Below are 19938 nucleotides of genomic sequence, written 5' to 3'. Positions count from 1 at the left end.
CGCTACTCGTTGAGTTCCAGGATGAAGTCCGGCGCCGCGCCGTCGGCCCGCCGGCGCCACTGGCGCAGGTCGTAGGTGTGGGCCAGCGCCGTCAGTCCGAACGACGCGATGATGATGAACGCGTACTGGATGCCCGTGAGCACGGTGAACGGAGCGATTCCCTGCCAGACCGACGTCAACAGTCCGAGGCTCACCGCCGCGAGGACGAGGTATATCTGGTGCCACGGCAGCGACGTCTGAGGGTCGCTGGCGAGTCTGAGGTCCATCTCCGCGGCGTCGTCGGTGGTCGCCACCAGACTCCGCTCGGGGTCGTACCGGAGGACGCCCGCCGACTGGAGTTTCGGCAGGTGGGTCTGGTGGAGCGCGCTGTACACCGACTTGCGCTCGTTCGAGGAAACGCCGGCGACGGTGGTGTCGTTCTCCCACGCCGCGACCTGTTCGGCGAGTTCGCCCAGTTCGACCGGGCCGGAGTGTCGTTGCAAATAGTAGAGGACGTATCGACGCCGCAGGTTCTTCACGGCGTCGAAGACCTCGTCTCTAGAAGGTGGAGTGGTGCTCTTGCTCTCGGCGGCCATATTGGTTCCCACAGAACGGACAGTAGAGGCCCGCATAAACGGATTCGAACGTTTACGGGTGCGAACGATTGTTCGCAATTTTAACCGATAATTGTGTCGGCGAAGCCCCGCGGAAACCCGGCTTTGTCTCGGTCGGCGAAACGGACGTCGACCGCGCGTCGAGATGCGAGCCGACGAGCGCGGTTCTCGGTGCGCGTACGGGCACGAGCGACCGTATCTCGGGACGGGCCGCGTCCAGCGGCGGTCGCACGGAACACCGCGTTACTCCCCTTCCAGTCACCGTTTCCGTCGTGCAAGTTCTATAGTCGACTGCTACTGCGGAAGAAATCGTCGCGCACAGCGAGGCGCGTGCGCGCCGAGCGAGCGGGGCGTCCGTCGCACTGAGTAAGCAGAGCGTCCGTCACGCCGAGCGTCGGCTTTGGCCGATGCTCGGCGTGAGAAACGTGCCGCGAGAACGGAGTCCGACCGAAAGCGGGACCGCAGGTCGGTTACGACGACCCGGTGGTCGTCGCGTTCGTCACTGCGTCGGTCGTCGTGACGTTCCCGCCGGTCGTCGTGCCCGTCGCGTTCGTCGTGCCGGTCGCCGACCCGCTCGTGCCGACGTCACAACTACCGGCGAACAGGTACGCCGCGCCGGCGTTCGGCCCGGCGGCGTCGTTGCGCGGCGCGCCGACCAGCACGTCGCCCGCGCCGCTCCCGTTCGCACCGCCGACGATTCCGACTTCGTCGCCGGCGAGGTCACCCTCGGCCGCGCCGACGTAGGTCGTCGCGTTCGAGAGGTCGGTCGCGTTCGACACGCCGCTCCGGACGGCGTACGCCGCGCCCGTGGTGTTCCCGCGTGGGTCGGCGTTGGGCGCGCCGATGACCAGGTCGGCCGAGTTCCCGCAGGATGCGCTCGCGTTGGCGACCTCAAGCGACCACCCCGAGAGGTCGCTGGAAGTCCTACCGACGAGCGTGGCGTCAGCCGACGCGAGATTGCCGTCGCTGAGGTTCCTCGACCCGGAGATTACGTACGTCGTCCCGGCGTCGAAGCCGCCGGCGTCGTTGCGCGGCGCGCCGACGACCACGTCGGGCGTGCCGTCGCCGGTCACGTCGCCGGCCGCGACCGCTTCGCCCGCGTTGTCGCCCGCGGCGGCGCCGCCGAACCGGATCGCCCGCGAGAGCGAGCTATCGCTGGCGTTGCCGCCGAGTGCGCCCGTCGCGATGAAGACCGCACCCGAGCTGTTGCCGCTCGCGTCGGTCCGGGGTGCGCCGACGACCACTTCGGGGACGCCGTCGCCGGTCACGTCGCCGATTCCCGCGACCGATTCGCCGGCGTGGTCGCCCGAGGAGGCTCCGGCGAGCACCGTGCCCGCCGCCGGTAGCCGCGACTTGCCGGAGACGTTCCCGGAGACGACGTAGACCGCGCCGGAGTCATTACCGCTCGAGTCGGCCGTGGGCGCGCCGACCGCCACGGCCGCACCGCCGCCGGCGTTCGGGACGGTCGCGACGTCGTGTCCGGCGGAGTCGTTGGTCCCCGCGCCGAGGAGCGTCGCGTCGGCGTTCGACAGCGAGACGTTGCCGCTCAGCGACTGGCCGCCGTAGACGACGTACGCCGCCCCGGTCGCGAGGCTGTCGTTCGCGCTGCCGGACGTGGACGCGTTCTGCGTCGCGTTGGTCCCGGTCGCGTTGCCCGTGCCGTTCCGCGTCGCGTTCGGGGCGTCGGCCGGCCGGACGTGGGCCGGCGCGCCGACGACCAGGTCGGCGGTCCCGTCGCCGTTCACGTCGCCGCCGGCCACCGAGAAGCCCGCGCGCTCCCAGCGCTGTGCGCCGGCGAGGACCGCGTCGGCGTTCGAGGCCGAGAGGTTCGTCCCCTCGACCGGGCCGTAGAAGAGATAGACCGCGCCGGAGTTGTTGCCGCCCGCGTCGCTCGTCGGCGCGCCGACGGCCACGTCGGGCGTGCCGTCGCCGTTCACGTCGCCGACGTCCACGACGGCCGCCCCGGCGTGGTCGCCCGCGCTCGCGCCGCGAATCGTCGCGTTGGCGGATTCAGCTCCGACCGTGTTCGTCGACTGCCCGGCCTGAGCGGCCGGGCCGCCGGAGTCGAGTTTCGCCAAACCGATACCGCCAAAACCGACGACGCTCGCCGCGACGACGAGCACCGCTATCGTTACCGCTCTCTGTCGTGTCTTCAGCATTCTCTGACCTCGTGGCGAGTACCGCCGACCGGCTTATTGTTATCCGGGGACTATCCGACGTAACGGCACGTTCCCCGACCCTCCGGCGTCGAATCCGTCGATTCCGGATTCCTCCGGGTCGTACGTCCGGATTCCGGTCGACGCCGATAAGTTTAGCCAAACGGACAACTCTGGACCGCCGGCGCCGTCGCGACCGAGTTTCCGCGGTCCAAAGCGCTTTGACGTTCGAATCGTAACTGGGTCCATGACGACGTACGACTTCGAGCGGTATCTCAACGTCCGGAGCGCCGGCGCGCCGTCGTTCGGGCCGGGCGGCGAGCGACTCTCCTTCCTGCTCGACACCACGGGCGTCTCGCAGGTGTGGCGACTCGACGACCCGGGTGCGTGGCCGCGACAGTTGACCTTCGAAGACGAGCGCGTGATGCTGGCCGACTGGTCGCCCGAGCGCGACGAACTCGTCTTCAGCATGGACGAGGGCGGCAACGAGCGCGCCCAGTTGTTCCGACTCGACGCCGACGGCGAGACGGTGACGCCGCTGACCGACCGGCCGGACGCCAAGCACAACTGGGGCGGGTGGAACTCCGACGGCTCGAAGTTCGCGTTCGCGTCGAACCGCCGCGACGAGTCGGTGTTCGACCTCTACGTCCAGGGTCGCGAGGAAACCGGCGACGACGCCGAACTCGTCCACGAGGGCGACGGCTGGTACTACCCGGTCGGCTGGAGTCCGGACGACGACCGCATCGCGGTGCTCGAACTCGCGGCGAGTTCCGACTACGACCTCTACGTCCTCGACCTCGAAACCGGCGACTTCGACCACGTGACGCCCCACGAGGGCGACGTGTTCTACGGGAGCGTCAACTGGAGTCCGGACGGCGAGGCGCTCTACCTCGTCACCAACGAGGGCGCCGACACCCGGTACTTCGGCCGACTCGACCTCGACACCCTCGAAATCGAGACGGTCGAGGAGGGCGGCGACTGGAACGTCGAGAGCCTGACCGTCGACGACGAAACCGGCCGACTCGTCTACGGCCGGAACGTCGACGGCTACACCGAACTCACCGTCGGCGAACTCGCGGGCGAGACGGGCTTCCGGGAGTTCCCGACGCCGAACCTCCCGCGGGGCGCCTGCGGCGGCGCGACGTTCGACCCCGACGCCGAGCGGTTCGCGCTGACGGTCACCGGGAGCGCCGAGAACGCCAACGTCTACGTGGTGGACGTCGAGTCGGGCGAGGCCGAGCGCTGGACCGACGCCGCCACCGCGGGCCTGCCCAAGGAGTCGTTCGTCCGGCCGAAGCTCGTCCGGTTCGAGAGCTTCGACGGGAGGGAGATTCCGGCGTTCTACTCGGTCCCCGCGAACGCCGAGGACGGCGAGACGCCGGTCATCGTCGACATCCACGGCGGCCCCGAATCCCAACGCCGGCCGACGTTCCACGCGGTCAAACAGTACTTCCTCAACCGGGGGTACGCCTACTTCGAGCCGAACGTCCGGGGGTCGTCGGGCTACGGCAAGGAGTACGCCCACCTCGACGACGTCGAGAAGCGGATGGACTCGGTCGCCGACATCGAGGCGGGCGTCGAGTGGTTGCGCGGGCAGTCGGCGGTCGACCCCGACCGCATCGTCGCCATGGGCGGTTCGTACGGCGGGTTCATGGTGTTGGCGTGCCTGACCGAGTACCCCGACCTGTGGGCCGCCGGGGTCGACATCGTCGGCATCGCCAACTTCGTCACCTTCCTGGAGAACACCGGCGAGTGGCGCCGCGCCCACCGCGAGTCGGAGTACGGGTCGCTGGACGACGACCGGGAGTTCCTCGAATCCATCAGCCCCATCCACAAGGCCGACCGGATAACCGCGCCGCTGTTGGTCCTCCACGGCGCGAACGACCCCCGCGTGCCGGTCGGCGAGGCCGAACAGATCGTCGAGACGGTCGAGGACCGGGGCGTCCCGGTCGAGAAACTCGTCTTCGAGGACGAGGGCCACGGCTTCTCGAAACTGGAGAACCGCATCGAGGCCTACACCACGGTGGCCGACTTCCTCGACCGCCACGTCTGAGCCGAGGGTTCGGCGCTTCGTCTGGTGGCTTCGGCTCGTTCCGCCCGGTGACCCGGGCTCGGATTCTCCTGCCACCGGTCACACGTCTCTTGGAGAACAGAACCAGAGCCGAGTCGACGTGCCGTCGCTCCCTCTCCGCCGCCCCACGCGCTCTACCGTCGCCGCTCGCCACCGTCGTCCGCTCCCGGCCGCCGCCTATTTCCGGACCGACGGCGGTGGGCCGCCCGACCCGAGTCGCATCGTCCGGGCGTAGTAGGCGTGGACGGCCGCCGAGCAGGCGAACAGCGCCGCGGTGACGCCCGCCAGCGCGAGGGCGGGGACGCCGGCGAAGGGACTGACGCCGACCCAGGCCGCCAGCGTCATCGACGCGCAGAACGCACCGAGCAGCGCGTAGTACTGGCTCCACGGAATCTCGTCGCCCGGGACGATCTCGAGGTACACCTGGAGGTCGGTCAGGTCGTCGGTGGCCGCGACGGTGCCACGCGCGGCGTCGTAGCGGACGAGTCCGGCGTCGTCGAGTTTCGGCAGGTGGGACTGCTGGAGCGCGTTGTACACCCGGCGCCGTTCCTCGGCGGTCACCGCGCCGGCCGACTTGTCGTTCTCCCAGGCCGCGAGTTCCCGCGAGAGGTCGCGCAGTTCCGACTCCTCGTCGTGGGCCAACAGGTAGTGGACGACGTGTCTGCGGCGGCCGTTGCTGAGCATCTCGAAGACAATTTCGCGCGTGAGGTCGGCGCCACCCTCGCCCGAGTCGCCCGGCGTACGGTCCGGACCGCTCCGCTCCTCGTCCGGTCCGTCGGGCCGCCCGCTCGCGGTCGGGGTCGCTTCGGCGTCGTTCGTCTCGGTCGGTGCGTCGTTCGCGTTCTCGCTCCCGGGTACGTTCCCTGCTGACATCTTTGTCTAGGCTCGGCCTACGCCTCCCCGTGCGGCCGAACTCTCACTCTCGTGATGTTACCGCCGAAGTAAATACTCCCCGACAGTTTATTGCGCCGGCCCGGGTCGACGAACTCGAATCCGGGGGTGTAGGAGTCGCCTGCCGAGTCGTAATCGCTCCTTACCGGTCTTCTCGGTCGTTAAGCACGACCTTCACGTATCGCCAGAGAATCTTGTCGGAGTTTATGAATAAGGAGGAACCGGCCATCGTGAGAGACGAGTGCCCACGACTCTGCGGCGACGCACCGGGCGGCGAGGAAGTGTCGGCGGGCACGTAAGAGCACGACTCCACCATGAAACCGAACACGGAACTCGACCGGCGGAAGGTACTGGGTACGGTTGGCGGACTCGCGATCGCGGGGAGCGGACTCGCGGCGTTGTCGGGAAGCGCGACCGCGACCGTCAAGACCGGACTGAACACGAGCAACACGAACCTCCTGACGAACGACGACGGGAGCGTACGGAAGGTCCTCCTCGACGCGAGCGGTGACTACGCGTGGGACGGCCTCGACAGTCCCGCGACGTCTGCGACCGTCGCGGTCAAGGCGAAGGTGCCGGGCGACACCTACCAGAAGGAGGTCACCAGCGAACAGCGGAACGCGAACGGGACCCACGGAAAGGGGAGTTTCTCCTTCGAGGACCTCGACCTGACCGAGACGTTCAGCGACGAGGTGTTCGAGGACGGCACCGACGACGACGAGAAGAAGGTGACGACGGTCCAGTTGTGGGTCGAGGTCACCATCGCGTACGGAAACGGTAAGAGCGTCGGCGACACCGCCGCCAACGACATGTCGGTCCGCGTGAAGAACCAGCCCAGCAGCGCGGCCGTCGAGGCGGAGTCCGACGCGAACGTCTCCAGTTACGACCAGAAGTTCCTCTCCCACGACGGGGAGAACGAACTCCTCATCACCCACGGCGCGAACGCGTACACGTTCTTCCTCGACGTGAGCGACTGGAAGGACCCGTCGGCGAGCGGGTTCAACGACGACGTGGACAACTGGAACCTCGCCATCAATCTGGACGACGACGGGAACGACTACGCCGACTTTCAGGTGTCCCGGAAGCCCGACGGGTCGGTCCAAGTGACGCCCGCGACCGATAACGGCTGGAACACGGGGAGCGCCCCGTCCAGCATCGACGCGAGCGCGACCGACGACGGCACCCTCACCGTCGAGATCGCCGCGAGCGAGTTCGGCGACACCTACAGCGTCATGGGTCAGGCGACCGCCGGCGGCGAGTACCCCGCGACGCACGTCTCCAACACCGAAGGCAAGGGCTTCAACGCCGACGGTGGCTTCGACGCGAGCGACGAGTACTACCTCACCGTGAGCCCGTAGCGGCCGCGAACCGCTAGGCTCTCCGACCCACTCCGGACGCGCGGGGGTTCGACTCCCCCGGTGGGTCCTCCATGAACACCGACCGACGACGACTGCTCGGCGCGCTCGCGGGCGTGGCCGCGGGCGGTGCGGGGCTGGCGTCGCTCCTGCCCGCCGCGCACGCCAGCGCCGACGCCGACTTCGCCGCCGAGGACGTGACCGTCGCCAGCGACGACGGGAACGTTCGCGGCGTCACCGTCGCGCCCGCCGGCACGGTCGCGTGGCGGGGACTCGACGAACCCGCCGGACGTGTCGCGCTCTCGCTGTACGCCAAACTCGACGCCGACTACCGGTACCGAAAGCTCGCGACCGACTCGCTGTCCGCGAGGGGCCTCCACGGCGAGACGGCGTACGACTTCGGCGCGCTGGACCTCCTCGACCGCGAGGGGTTCGCGGCCGCCGACTTCTCGGCGGCCGACGGCGAAACCAGGACGCGCCGGCTGCGCCTCAGACTGGCCTTCGAGGTCTACGCCGCCGCCGGCGAAACCGCTCTCGCGAGGGGCTACGCCGACGCCGTCTTCGACGTGACGGTCGAGAATCTCGCCGGAAGCGGCGACGTCGACGGCGACGCCGCGGTGGCGGTCGAGACGCAGACGACTGAGACGACCGCCACCGAAACCGCCGCGTCGACCGCGACGGAGACGGCCACCGAGACGGAGACGTCCACGGCCACCGACTCGACCGCCTCCACGACCTCGACGACCACTGCCGAACGGACGACCGCGACCACGAGCGGAACGACGACCGAGGAGACGACCGATGACGGCGCGTGACCCCCTCGAACGGGCGCTGCCGGTCGGTCGGGGGGAAACGCCGTGAGCAAGTTCGCCTTCCTCGGAGTCGCGCTGACGAAGCGAGCGGTCGTCGTCGGACTGGTGACCGCGGCGGCCGTCGTCGGGGCCGGGTTCGGGTTCGTCCTTCCCGCCCTCGACGGACCGAACGCCGCGACCGACCTCGCGGAGGAGACGACGCAGGACGTCACCTCGACCGCGACGACGGCGACGACCGACGCGGGACCGCCGACCGCCGACGGAGCAGACCGATCCGACGGAAACGACGACGCCGGAACGGCCGACGATACCCAGACGCTCCGGCCGGAGACGTCGGACGACGGCGTGCTGCCGTCGTCCGACCGGGGCGGTCGGGACGACCAAGGAAGAAACGACGGAAACGAAGGTGACGGCGCAAACGACGGAAGTGACGGCGACGGCGGCGACGAATCGACCACCGAGGCGTCGTCGGACGACGCCTCGGTGGTCGTCACCGCCGAATCCAACGCGACCGTCGCTTCGCGGCCGGCCGTCGGGCCGGCGGTTTCGGCGGTCGTCCGGTGGGACGCGGCGTTCTCCGGGTAGGCCGGGCGAGGCGCGGTTGCTCCTCGTCTGCGACGACTGGCGGCCGAGATTCGCGAGTGTAACCGTGAGGAGTCGGAGCTACCCGGCGAGGAGGTGGAGGGTCACCCTGCGAGGAGACGGAAGTTCATCCGACGAGGAGACGGAGGTTGAACGCGGTCGTGAACCCGCCGACGACGGCGAGTAGCGCGGGCGGGGCGTAGACGACGACCGGGTCCTCCGAATCGGCGACGGCGTACACCTGCACGCCGAGACACGCGAGGAAGACACCGAGTTTCAGCCCCACCAGCCCCGCGAGTCCGAACGCCTCGACCGCGGCCCGCAGGAGTGCGTTCGCCTCGCCAACCCGGGCGTCGAAGCGCAGGAGCGCGACGGTCGTCACCACGTCGCCGACGCCGTAGGTCGTCGTCGCCAGAATCCACAGCCAGTAGAACTCCTCGCGCCGGCCCTCGAACGCCGTCCCGTCGAGTCGGAGTCGGTCCCGGTCGACCATTCGGGCGGCGATACGGAGCGGCGGGGTAAATAGTATCGGTTGGCTGATTCGTCGGGGACGGTCGCGCGTCCGCACCCGAAAGCGGCAAATCCGAACGCAGCGGACAAAGGTAAGTCGCTCCTCGCTGTATCGACTGACATGGCGCTACTAGGTAGCGATGCGAACGATCGGGATTCGGGGCAGAACTCGGAGCATTCGAACGTCGAGACGGAGCAGGGCGTCTCGCCCGTGACCGCGGACCCGCGGGAGCGGCCCCCGAGGACCCAGTCGAAGTCGTTCAAACTCGCCCGACTGCTGTTCGGCGGACTGCTGGCGTTCATGGCGATAGACAACTTCCGGAACCTCGACGCCCAGATCGGCTACGCCGAGAGCAAGGGCGTGTCGAACGCCGAACTCTCGGTTCCGCTAGCCAGCGGCGCGCTCCTGTTCGGCGGACTGGGCATCGCGACGTGGAAACTGCCGCGGCTCGCCGCGGGCGCGGTGGCGACGTTCTTCCTCGGCGTGACCCCCCGGATGCACGACTTCTGGGAGGCCGACGAGGAGATGGAGAAGCAGAACGAGACGTACCACTTCCTGAAGAACGCCTCGATGCTCGGCGCGGCGCTCGCGTTCCTCCGGATCGCCCAGGACGACCGCCGACAGAAGTCGCGGCGCTGAGGTTCTTCTCCGCGGATTCGCGGGTTCGCGACTTCGCGGTTTCACCTTTCGATTTTCGAACGCGATGCGTCGGCTCCCGGAAACGAGAGCCGTCTCAGATGACGCCGGTCGTCTCTGCCGCCTCAACGGCCGCGGCGAGATTCATCCCGTTGCCCAGGATGGTGTAGCGGTCGCGAATCTCGTGGGCCGAGGTGAGCGCCTCGACCACCGTCTCGTCGTCGATGCCGAGTTCCGCGGCGGTCGTGGGCGCGCCGATGGTCGCCAGCGCGTCGCGCACGCCCTCCCAGTCGCCGCCGTGGAGGTACTCCGCGAGGACGGTACCGACGCCGACCTGGTGGCCGTGGAGCGCCGCGCCGGGCACCATCCGGTCGAGTTGGTGGGAGAAGAGGTGTTCTGCGCCGCTGGCGGGCCGCGAGGAGTCGGCGATGGACATCGCCACCCCCGAGGAGACCAGCGCCTTCACGACCACCCAGGCCGACTCCTCCAGGCCCTGCTTGATGGAGTCGGAGTTCTCGACCAGCAGTTCGGCGGTCATCTCCGCGAGCGCCGCCGAGTAGTGGGAGTACTCGACGTTCTGGAGCCGGTTGGCCAGCCGCCAGTCCTTGACCGCGGTGTAGTTGGAGATGATGTCGGCACAGCCCGCGGTGGTGAGCCGCCAGGGCGCGTCGGCCAGTATCTCGGTGTCGGCGACGACCGCCAGCGGCGGTTCGGCCGCGACGCTGTGGCGGGTGTCGCCCTCCGGGACCGACCCCCGGCCCGAGACGATGCCGTCGTGGCTCGCGGCGGTCGGCACCGAGACGAACCCCCGGCCGAGTTCGTCGCTGGCCATCTTGGCGATGTCGATGGCCTTGCCGCCGCCGACGCCGACGAGGAAGCCCGGTTCCACATCCTCGGCGACTTCGAGCACGCGCTCGACCGCGCCGAACGTCGCCTCGTCGATCTCGACCACCGCGGGGTCCTCGCCCGCGTCCTCGAAGTCGGCGACCACCCGCGACGCCGCCACCTTCCGGGGCGTCGGACTGGTGACAACCAGCGGCCGGCCGTGGAGGTGGAGTTCCGAGACTGCCTCGACGGTCCGGTCGAGGACGCCGTGGCCCACCACCACGCTCCGGGGCAGGCGAATCCACGTGGATTTCTCGAACATACGACCCATTCGCTCTTCGCGGGTGAAACAGTTTTCTCTCTGGAATGTGGTTCGGGCTGACTTCAGTTCGTTAGGTCGCCCGCTGCGAACGACGACAGCGGCCGGGCAACCGAGAACGGCTCGAAAGCCCCAGAATCTCGCTGAGAGGAACTACAACGACAGCAAAGGTGACCGCCTCGAAAGCCCCCGCCCGCTCGCGGTCGCTCCGCGGGATATTCGGCTCGCTGACGCTCGCCGAATAGTGGCCCGTCGGAGGCGACCACGTCCTGCGGACGCGAGCGGGCGGCCCCTTTCAGTCCCGCCCTACGGTTGGTTCGCCGAGCGCTTCCGGTTCGTCAGTCCACCGAGCGTGGGCAGCGCGGCGGTCAAGATGCGCGCTACTAACCGGAGGTACGGCGCGCGCTGGCGCGGCTTCATGCCGCGCCATCTTCGCGCGAGGTCTGCGCAAGCGAAGCTCTGACGGTGGATGACTGAGCACCCCGAAGGGGTGCGAAGGAATCGGCTGGGAAGGCGTGTGGCGGTGGCGGTGCGGTTTCATTTGATTCGTGCGAGCAGAACGCTTCACCTCAAGAACATCACCAACCGCGGATTGCGAGCAGGACACTCCGTTCGAGAAAAGACCCTGTTTTACCGTTCGACGTCGATGGAGGACGCCGACCGCCAGGTCACGCGCGAGGACCGCCGGACCGCCCGCATCGCCAGCCGAATCTCGAGGAGGTGCTCGACGAGCAGCGCGCCGGCGAGCAGCGCCGCGCCGACGACCGCCCGTGGCGAGAAGCCCGCGACCGGGACCGAGAACAGCCACGACGGGACCGCCACCGTCCCGGCGACAACCAGCAGCCACCCGGTCGCGCCGGCGGCCTCCAGGACGCTGTAGCCGATGGTCGCCCGTTCGACCAGCGACGAGCGCGGGTCCCGGCCCCGCAACACGTTGTCGAGGACGGTGTGTTGCGGGACGAGCGCCGCGGCGAGCGCCAGCCCCGCGACCGCGACGCCCAGCAGGTCCCCCACGCCGACCCAGCGGACGACCGCGAGCCACCCGACCCACAGCAGGGTCTCCGCGAGCGCGAGGCCAGCGAGCGTCGCGGGCGGAATCGGCCGCAGTCGCCCGTTGACGGTGAGGTGGGTCAACAGCCCCTCCACGAACAGGCCGGCCGCCAGCGCGGTCGCCGCGACCGCGCTGGCGGCCGAGAGGAGCGAGACGTCGCTCACGAGGCCGAGCCAGACCGACAGCGCCGCGACTTCGACGGCCGTGACCCCGACGACGCCGAGACTCCGCACCAGGGTACTGACGGCGTTTCGAATCATGGTTCCGGACGGTCGATGGCGCGGGAGTGGACGGTTCGGGACGGTCGCGAGAGGAGAGCGCCGGGGGACGCGGCGCGCGTTCGGCGGAGACGGTGAGAGCCCATGGCACACCGTTCGTTTCAGGGGGTGTTTGTTATCATCCGCCTGAAGCGGCTAGCGAGTCCCTTCGAACGGTCGAAAGAGGCGTCTAACGGCCGAATCGAGCGCTCCCGCCGACCGAGAATCGTTAAGTGCGTCCTCGCTTACCGTTCCGCGACCCGGTCGGCGGAGCGGCGGAGAAGTCGCGACACTGCCCGGAAGCGGTCGACTCAGAGCGTGTCCAGCACGCCGATGACGCGCTCCTCGGCGTCGCGGCCGGGGTCGTACTCGCTCCCGTCGCGGTCGCTCTCCAGGTGTTCCTCGACGGTGGCCGCCATCGCGTCGTCGAGCGGCGTCGACTCCCAGCCGAGCGCGGCGAGTTTGTCGGTGGCGAGGACGTGGGGGTAGTCCCGGTAGAAGACGTAGTCGTCGGGTTCTAGGTCGGCGGCCGCAAGTTCGCGCTCGCCGGCGCAGACTACTTCGACGTCCGTCTCCGCGGCGTCGGCGACGAGTTCGACCATCTCCTCCAGCACGACCAGTCGGCGGTCGCCGACGTTGTACGCCTCGCCGGGCGTCCCCTCCTCGGCGACGACTCTGAGGGCGCTGGCGACGTCCTCGACGTACGCGCGGTGCCAGAGGTTGTCGCCGTCGCCGGGCACGACCACCCGGTCGTAGTTCACCACGCGGTCGATCCAGTAGTCCATCCGCTCGGTGTAGTCGTGGGGGCCGTAGACGATGCACGGCCGGACGCTGAAGGCGTTCACGCCCCGTTCGGCCGCCTCGAAGATAGCCCGGTCGCCCTCGGCCTTCCGCGCGCCGTAGGACGCCCCGGAGTCGTCTTGGGCCTGCTCGGGCGTGCAGGGTTCGAGTTCGGTTTCGCCCTCGCGCTTGGGAATCTCCTCGACGCCGTAGGCCGCGCCGCTGGAGACGTAGACGTATGCGTCGACGTCCGAGAATATCTCGGTCGCGGCCCGGACCTCCCGGGGCGCGTAGGCCACGCAGTCGAAGACGGCGTCCGGGTCGACCTCGGCCTTCGCGGCCTCCAGCGCCGAGTCGTTCGTCCGGTCGCCCTCGAAGTGCGAAACCTCCTCGACGTCCGCGAAGGGGTCGTCGTGGTTCCCGCGGTTGAAGCAGGTCACGTCGTAGCCGTGGTCGAGCAGTTCGGAGACGAGGTGGCGGCCGATGAACCGCGTCCCGCCGACGACGAGTGCCGTATCCATACTCGGCGATGGCCGCCTCGCCGGAAAACGCTACCGGAGGCGGAAGTCCAGACGGTGGCGGAGGTCCGGGGCGATAGCGGAGGTCCGGGACGATGGCAGAAGTCCCGGGGAGTAGCAGAAGTCCGAGGCGGTCGTCGACCGACTGCACGCAGTCAGTCGACGAGAGGGGCAGGGTCGCAGGGCCGCGGGTCGGCGGATTCGGTGCGGCCGACGGAGGCCCCCGAGAGGCACCGCCAAGCACCGGAACTGTGCATACGCCGATCCGATTCACTTAATTCGAATCAAATACCCCCTATAGGGCTCAGAAGTCACCGTTCGGCCAGTTTTTCGACCCCTTCCCGTAACCGGGTACAACGTTTATCACTGACAACGTCGAACGTAAGGCCATGGGAACGAGAGAGGCCGAGTTAGACGGCGTTCAGATCCGAGAAGCCGAACCGGATGACGTGGACGGTCTCCGCGAGGTCGCGCGGCGGTCGCTCCACGCCTCCTACGACGACGTCCTGAACGACGACGTCATCGAGCAGGCGGTCGAGAACTGGTACGCCGACGACCAGATGGACGACGAACTCGCGGAGGAGGACGTGCTCTACCTCGTCGCCGAGGCTGGCGACGAGGTCGTGGGCTTCTCCCAGAGCCTCGTGCTCCCCGACGACCCCGCCGGGACGATTCTCTGGCTCCACGTCGACCCGAACAACCGCGACCAGGGCCTCGGGTCGACGCTGCTGAAACGGACCCAGTCGGCGCTCTCCGAGGCCGGCGTCGAGCGCATCTCGGCCAACGTCCTCGCCGGCAACAAGCACGGCAACCGGTTCTACCAGGACAACGGCTTTGAGAAGGTCTCCGACCGCGAGGCCGAGATCGGCGGCGAGAGATACACCGAGAACGTCTACGCGCTGGCGGGCGAACGCCAGTTCGAGTCCCGCGAGTACGAGGGCGAGACTCTCTACGTCAACTGGGCCGAGAGCGAGCGCGGGTCGAAGGCGCCGTTCTTCGCGTCCTACACCGACGACGCGGGCGACGACCTCTACGGCTGGTTCTGCGCGAACTGCGAGAGCTTTGACACCGCGATGGACTCGATGGAGCGCCTGAAGTGCAACGACTGCGGCAACCAGAAGAAGCCGGTGCGCTGGGACGCGTCGTACCTGTAGGACTCACCCCGACCGCGGCGTTTTTTCCGCAGACTGCACCGTCGACATCGCCTCCGTCCTCGACCCCGACCCCGAACCCTCGACGACGAACGGCGCGACGCACTGGACCGTTCGGCCGCCGAGCGCGGCGTTCAACACCACGGCGTACGTCCCCGGCGCCTTCCCGTACACGACTACCTGTTCGTCGGCTTCGGTGGTCGTCGCGTCCCCGCCGAACAGGAACTCCCACGAGTACGACTCGCCCGGTTCGAGTTCGCGCTCGGGCTTGTAGTCGAAAACCGGCCAGACGTGAGTCCACTCCTCGCCGTCGCGACGCTTCAGCGCCGGGACGACCGCGAACCGGGCCGACCGGTCGGCCCGGTTCGTCAGTTCGAAGGTGAGGCTGACGTTCTTCCCGCGCGGCAGTCGCCACGATTCGGGCCGCAGTTCCAACTTCGGGTCGGCGGTGTGAGAACACAGCGAGTCGACGCCGTCGGCGAACGACGGACAGCCGACGTCGACGGGCGGGCCGGCCCCCGGAACGTCCGAGAGACAGCCGCCGACGGCGACGCTTCCGGCGAGCGAGAGTAGCGTGCGGCGATTCATGCCGGGGCTTGGTCCCGGCTTCCTACTTGAACCTTAGTCCGCGCCGCTCTGGACGACGCCGACGGGTTCCTCGACGCGCGCCCGCGGCGGCGGCGAGTTGCGCACGTCCTCGCGGCCCTCCTCGGTGACGGCCCGCTCGTAGGCCTCCGGCATCACTTTCACGAACCGCGAGAGCGCGGCCTCCCAGTCGGCCAGCAGAGCCTCGGCCGTCTCGCTGCCGGTGTAGGCCGCGTGGTTCTCGACGAGGCGGCGCAGGACGCGCTCGTCGCGCTCCGAGAGCGAGGAGTCGAGGGTGACCATCTCGGCGTTGGCCTTCTCGCCGAAGTCGCCGGACTCGTCGAGGACGTACGCCACGCCGCCGCTCATCCCGGCCGCGAAGTTCTTGCCTGTGTCGCCCAGCACCGCGACGACGCCGCCGGTCATGTACTCGCAGCCGTGGTCGCCGACGCCCTCGACGACCGCCTTCGCGCCGGAGTTGCGCACGCCGAAGCGCTCGCCCGCCCGGCCGTTGACGTAGAGTTCGCCCCCGGTCGCGCCGTAGAGCGCGACGTTGCCGACGACAACGTTCTCGGCGGGGTCGTAGGCCGCCTCGGGGGGCGTCGCCACCGCGATGCGGCCGCCCGACAGCCCCTTGCCGAGGTAGTCGTTTGCCGCGCCCGCGAGGTGGAAGTCGATGCCGGGCGCGAGGAACGCGCCGAAACTCTGGCCCGCGGTGCCGGTGAACCGGCAACTGACGGTGCCGTCGGGCAGGCCCTCGCCGCCGCGTTCGGTCGAGACGCGGTTCGAGAGCATCGCGCCGACCGCACGGTCCGCGTTGCTCACGCCGGTTTCGAGGGTCACCGGCGAGCCGTCCTCGATGGCCTCGCCGGCCGATTCGAGCAGCCAGCGGTCGAGGTGGTCGTCTATCTCGTGGGTCTGCTCGCGGGTCTTGGTGCGCTGGGGCGCCTCGGGGTCGTGGTCGACCGGTTCGGCCAGCAGCGACGAGAGGTCGAGGTTCCGGGCCTGAGGATGGTCGGTGTCGCGCTGTCGGAGACACTCGACTCGCCCGACCATCTCCTCGACCGTCCGGAAGCCGAGTTCGGCCATGATTTCACGGAGTTCCTGCGCGATGAACGTCATGTAGTTGACGACGTGGTCGGGCTGGCCGGGGAACCGCTTGCGCAGGTCCTCGCGCTGGGTCGCCACGCCGACCGGGCAGGTGTTCTCGTGGCACTGGCGGGCCATCACGCAGCCGCTGGTGACCAGGCTGGCGGTGCCGAAGCTGTACTCCTCGGCGCCCAGCAGGGCTGCGACGGCGACGTCGCGGCCGGTTTTCATCCCGCCGTCGGCGGTGACCTTGATGCGCGAGCGCAGGCCGGTCGCCCGGAGCATCTGGTTGGCCTCCGCGAGGCCGAGTTCCCAGGGCAGGCCCGCGTGCTTGATGGAGGTCCGCGGGCTCGCGCCGGTGCCGCCGGAGTGGCCCGAGACGTGGACCACGTCGGCGTTGGCCTTCGCGACGCCCGCCGCGATGGTGCCGATGCCGGCCTCCGAAACCAGTTTGACGTTGACGTCGGCGTCGGGGTTGGCGGATTTGAGGTCGTGGACCAGTTGCTTGAGATCCTCGATGGAGTAGATGTCGTGCTGGGGCGGCGGCGAGATGAGGCCGACGCCCGGCGTGGCGTGGCGGACGTGGGCGATCATCTCGTTGACCTTGCTCCCCGGGAGGTGGCCGCCCTCGCCGGGCTTGGAACCCTGGGCCATCTTTATCTGGAGTTCATCGGCCGACGAGAGGTACTCGCTGGTGACGCCGAACCGACCCGAGGCGACCTGCTTGATGTTGCACTCGCGCTCGGTGCCGAACCGCTCGGGCGGTTCGCCGCCCTCGCCGGTGTTGGACTTCGCGCCGAGGCGGTTCATCGCGACCGAGTTGTTCTCGTGGGCCTCAGGACTCAGCGACCCGAGGCTCATCGCGGCGGTCGAGAACCGCTTCACGATGTCCTCGACCGGTTCGACCTCGTCTATCAGAATCGACTCGCGGTCCTCGTCGGCGAATTCGAGTAGGCCCCGCAGGGTCTGTAGCTGTTCGTTCTGGTCGTTGATGGCCTCGGCGAACTCGCCGTACTTCTCGTAGTCGCCCTGCCTGACCGCCTGCTGGAGCGTCCCGACCGTCTGGGGGTTCCACTGGTGGTGGATGCCGTCCGAGCGGTTCTCGAACTCGCCTTGGCGCTCGATTTCGGGGTCCTCCGAGAAGGCGGTCGCGTGGCGCTCGCGGAGGTCGGCCTCGATCTCGTCGACGCCGATGCCCTCGGTGCGGTTCTCGGTGCCCTCGAAGTACTCGGCGACGAAGTCCGAGTCCAGCCCCACGGCCTCGAATATCTGGGCGCCGCGGTAGCTCTCGACCGTCGAGATGCCCATCTTGGCCATGATCTTGAGCAGGCCGTCTTCGAGCGCGCCCACGTAGGCGTCGACCGCCTCGGCCTCGTCGGCCCCGTCGGGACCGGCCACGAGGTCCTCGACCGACCGGAGGGCGAGGTAGGGGTTGACAGCGCCCGCGCCGTAGCCGACCAGCGTCGCGAGGTGATGGACCGTCCGGGGGTCGCCCGACTCGACGACGAGGCCGGCGCGGGTCCGCAGGCCCTCGCGGACGAGGTGGTGGTGGACCGCGCCGGTAGCAAGCAGGCTCGGAATCGCCAGTCGGTCCTCGCCGACCGCGCGGTCCGAGAGGACGACGATTTCGGCGCCCGACTCGACCGCTTCGCGGGCGTCGCGGCGGACGCGCTCGACGGCGGCTTCGAGGTCGCCGTCTTCGGGGTACGTGACGTCGACCGTCCCGGTCGGCAGGTCGCTGTCCTTCACCGCCGCGGTTTCAGCGTCGGTCAGCACCGGCGAATCGAGCACCAGTTGGCGGGCGTGTTCGGGTGACTCGTCGAGCAGGTTGCGCTGGCGGCCGAGTCGACTCTCCAGGCTGGTGACACACTCCTCGCGGATGTAGTCGATGGGCGGGTTCGACACCTGCGCGAACAGTTGCTTGAAGTACGAGAACAGCGGGCGGTTGAACTCCGACAGCACGGAGAGGGGCGTGTCGTCGCCCATCGACCCGACGGGGTCCTTGCCCGCGGTCGCCATCGGTTCGAGCAGGCCGTCGAGTTCGTCGTGGGTGTAGCCGAAGGCGGCCTGGAGGTTGCGGAGGCCGACCTCGGGTGCGTCGGCGTCGCCAGTTTCCGTCGATTCCGCGTCGGTCTCGGGCGACTCAGCGCCGGTCCCGGACGAGTCGAGTTCGACCTGTTCGCGCTCGACCCACTCGCCGTACTTCTCGTCGGTGAGGTCGTCGAACACCTCGGCGTCGGGCACCACCCGGCCTTGTTCGGGGTCGGCGAGGAACAACTGACCGGGTTCGAGGCGGCCGCGTTCCTCGATTTCGGACTCGGGCGTGTCGAGCGCGCCGATTTCGCTGGCGAGAATCAGGCGGCCGTCGGTGGTCACGTCGTACCGGCAGGGCCGCAGGCCGTTGCGGTCGAGCACCGCGCCGACGCGCTCGCCGTCGGTCGCGGCGACCAGCGCGGGGCCGTCCCACGGTTCGACCAGCGAGGCGTGGAAGTCGTAGAACTCCCTGCGCGCCTCGCTCATCCGGTCGTCGTCGCGCCACGCCTCGGGGACGAGCATCCGGAGCGCGTGGGGCAGTTCCCGGCCGCCCTGCAGGAGGAGTTCCACGGCGTTGTCCACCGCGGCGGTGTCGCTACCCTCGGGGTCGGCGACGACCGGAGTGACCCGGTCGGCGTCGAAGCGGTCGGTTTCGATGGTCGTCTCGCGGGCGCGCATCCAGTTGACGTTCCCCCGGAAGGTGTTGAACTCGCCGTTGTGGACGATGCGCCGGTAGGGGTGGGCGAGGTGCCACGCGCCGAGCGTGTTGGTCGAGAAGCGGGCGTGGACCATCGCGAACCGGGTCGTCACGCGCTCGTCGCGCAGGTCCGGGAAGTAGCCGCCGAGTTGGTCGCCCTTCAGCAGTCCCTTGTAGACGACCGTCTGGCGGTCGAGCGAGCAGACGTAGAACCGGTCGGCCGCGGCCGGGTCGAGGCTCCCGTCGGCCGCCGCGGCGTCGACCGCCTTCTCCAGCGAGCGCCGGGAGACGTAGAGCCTGCTGTCGAAGGTTTCGGTATCGAGGTCGGCCTCGGGCCGGACGAACGCCTGCCACATCGCGGGTTCGGAGTCGAGGGCGGTTTCGCCGAGGTCCGAGTTGTCGGTCGGGACCGCCCGCCAGTGGAAGACGTCGAGGCCGTCGTCGGCCAGCGCGTCCTCGGTGAGCCCCCGGAGTTCCTCGGCCACACCGGGGTCCTGCGGGAGAAAGAAGACGCCGACGGCGTACTCGTCGGGTGCGGGCAGGTCCGGAACCTCCGCGGCGAAGAACTCGTGGGGAGTCTGGAGCAGGACGCCGCCGCCGTCGCCGGTGTTCTCCTCGGCGCCGGTCGTCCCGCGGTGTTCGAGGTTGGCCAGCAGTTCGAGGCCGTCGGCCAGTACGTCGTGGCTTCCGTCGCCTTCGAGGTCCATGACGACGCCGACGCCGCAGTTCGAGCGGTCGTCGGCGGGGTCGGCGAGAAGAGGTCGGTCTCCCGAATCGGACGGGCGTGGGTGCTCGGTCATGTGCGCAACGTGCGCATGCCGTCTTAAGAGCCTACCCCTGAATCAATAAGGAGGTGTTAATGCCAAACTAGGGCCCTTATATAACATACAGAGATACGGATTCTCCCGCCGGCGCGATACGGATTTCGGTGGAAAACGGTGTCCGTTTTCGCGACGAATCCCGGTCGCGTGCTACTGACCGTCACACCCACCACAGCGTTTTGCCGCTCGGTTCTGAACGAGGCG

15 protein-coding genes are annotated in these 19938 nt (G+C 69.0%); 6 read left to right on the top strand and 9 right to left on the bottom strand.

Translation table 11 applies throughout. The features are described from left to right. Nucleotides 1–2: 2 nt before the first annotated feature. Complete coding sequence (locus NGM07_RS18085; protein ID WP_253514127.1) at nt 3–587, bottom strand: DUF7344 domain-containing protein; 585 nt, start codon at nt 585–587, stop codon at nt 3–5. A 476-nt stretch (nt 588–1063) separates the two neighbouring features. Then, entirely contained in the window at nt 1064–2752 is a 1689-nt protein-coding gene (locus NGM07_RS18080) for a beta strand repeat-containing protein (protein ID WP_253514125.1), read from the bottom strand. 244 nt (nt 2753–2996) lie between these two features. On the opposite strand from NGM07_RS18080, the gene NGM07_RS18075 reads away from it, so the two are divergent. Further along, a complete protein-coding gene (locus tag NGM07_RS18075) occupies nt 2997–4802 on the top strand; it encodes a S9 family peptidase (RefSeq protein WP_253514124.1) in 1806 nt (601 codons plus the stop codon). Between the two features lie 195 nt (nt 4803–4997). On the opposite strand, the gene NGM07_RS18070 is transcribed toward NGM07_RS18075, so the two are convergent. Further along, entirely contained in the window at nt 4998–5693 is a 696-nt protein-coding gene (locus tag NGM07_RS18070; protein ID WP_253514122.1) for a DUF7344 domain-containing protein, read from the bottom strand. A gap of 332 nt (nt 5694–6025) precedes the next feature. Here NGM07_RS18070 and NGM07_RS18065 point away from each other — a divergent pair, with 332 nt between their 5' ends. From NGM07_RS18065 to NGM07_RS18055, 3 genes are all read left to right on the top strand, one after another. Further along, complete coding sequence (locus NGM07_RS18065; protein ID WP_253514120.1) at nt 6026–7069, top strand: hypothetical protein; 1044 nt, start codon at nt 6026–6028, stop codon at nt 7067–7069. A 71-nt stretch (nt 7070–7140) separates the two neighbouring features. Continuing rightward, entirely contained in the window at nt 7141–7881 is a 741-nt protein-coding gene (locus tag NGM07_RS18060) for a hypothetical protein (protein ID WP_253514118.1), read from the top strand. 42 nt (nt 7882–7923) lie between these two features. After that, a complete protein-coding gene (locus tag NGM07_RS18055; RefSeq protein WP_253514116.1) occupies nt 7924–8463 on the top strand; it encodes a hypothetical protein in 540 nt (179 codons plus the stop codon). Between the two features lie 124 nt (nt 8464–8587). On the opposite strand, the gene NGM07_RS18050 is transcribed toward NGM07_RS18055, so the two are convergent. Next, the gene (locus tag NGM07_RS18050; RefSeq protein WP_253514114.1) at nt 8588–8953 is read right to left on the bottom strand and encodes a DUF5658 family protein; all 366 of its coding nucleotides are present in this window, start codon (nt 8951–8953) and stop codon (nt 8588–8590) included. A 138-nt stretch (nt 8954–9091) separates the two neighbouring features. Between NGM07_RS18050 and NGM07_RS18045 the strand changes: the two genes are divergently transcribed. Continuing rightward, nucleotides 9092–9610: a DoxX family protein gene (locus tag NGM07_RS18045; protein ID WP_368410219.1), complete on the top strand. Its 519-nt coding sequence runs from the start codon at nt 9092–9094 to the stop codon at nt 9608–9610. A 94-nt stretch (nt 9611–9704) separates the two neighbouring features. Here NGM07_RS18045 and NGM07_RS18040 read toward each other — a convergent pair whose 3' ends face one another. The 3 genes from NGM07_RS18040 to NGM07_RS18030 all read right to left on the bottom strand — a co-directional run bounded on the left by NGM07_RS18040 (nt 9705) and on the right by NGM07_RS18030 (nt 13360). Next, complete coding sequence (locus NGM07_RS18040) at nt 9705–10754, bottom strand: NAD(P)-dependent glycerol-1-phosphate dehydrogenase (RefSeq protein ID WP_253514112.1); 1050 nt, start codon at nt 10752–10754, stop codon at nt 9705–9707. Between the two features lie 627 nt (nt 10755–11381). Then, nucleotides 11382–12062, bottom strand: a complete 681-nt coding sequence (locus tag NGM07_RS18035) for a hypothetical protein (protein ID WP_253514109.1) — start codon at nt 12060–12062, stop codon at nt 11382–11384. Between the two features lie 308 nt (nt 12063–12370). Then, on the bottom strand, nt 12371–13360 hold the full coding sequence (locus NGM07_RS18030) for an NAD-dependent epimerase/dehydratase family protein (protein WP_253514107.1): 990 nt from the start codon (nt 13358–13360) through the stop codon (nt 12371–12373). A 386-nt stretch (nt 13361–13746) separates the two neighbouring features. Here NGM07_RS18030 and NGM07_RS18025 point away from each other — a divergent pair, with 386 nt between their 5' ends. Beyond that, nucleotides 13747–14511: a GNAT family N-acetyltransferase gene (locus NGM07_RS18025; RefSeq protein ID WP_253514104.1), complete on the top strand. Its 765-nt coding sequence runs from the start codon at nt 13747–13749 to the stop codon at nt 14509–14511. 3 nt (nt 14512–14514) lie between these two features. Here the strand turns inward: NGM07_RS18025 and NGM07_RS18020 are convergent, their stop codons facing one another. After that, complete coding sequence (locus NGM07_RS18020; protein ID WP_253514102.1) at nt 14515–15096, bottom strand: hypothetical protein; 582 nt, start codon at nt 15094–15096, stop codon at nt 14515–14517. A 33-nt stretch (nt 15097–15129) separates the two neighbouring features. Then, a complete protein-coding gene (gene gltB / locus NGM07_RS18015; protein WP_253514100.1) occupies nt 15130–19713 on the bottom strand; it encodes a glutamate synthase large subunit in 4584 nt (1527 codons plus the stop codon). Nucleotides 19714–19938 lie beyond the last annotated feature (225 nt).

Source organism: Halorussus vallis, from assembly GCF_024138165.1.
Taxonomy (GTDB): domain Archaea; phylum Halobacteriota; class Halobacteria; order Halobacteriales; family Haladaptataceae; genus Halorussus; species Halorussus vallis.
Note: the sequence above shows the minus strand (reverse complement) of the source record. Positions and strands in the feature narration are given on the sequence as shown.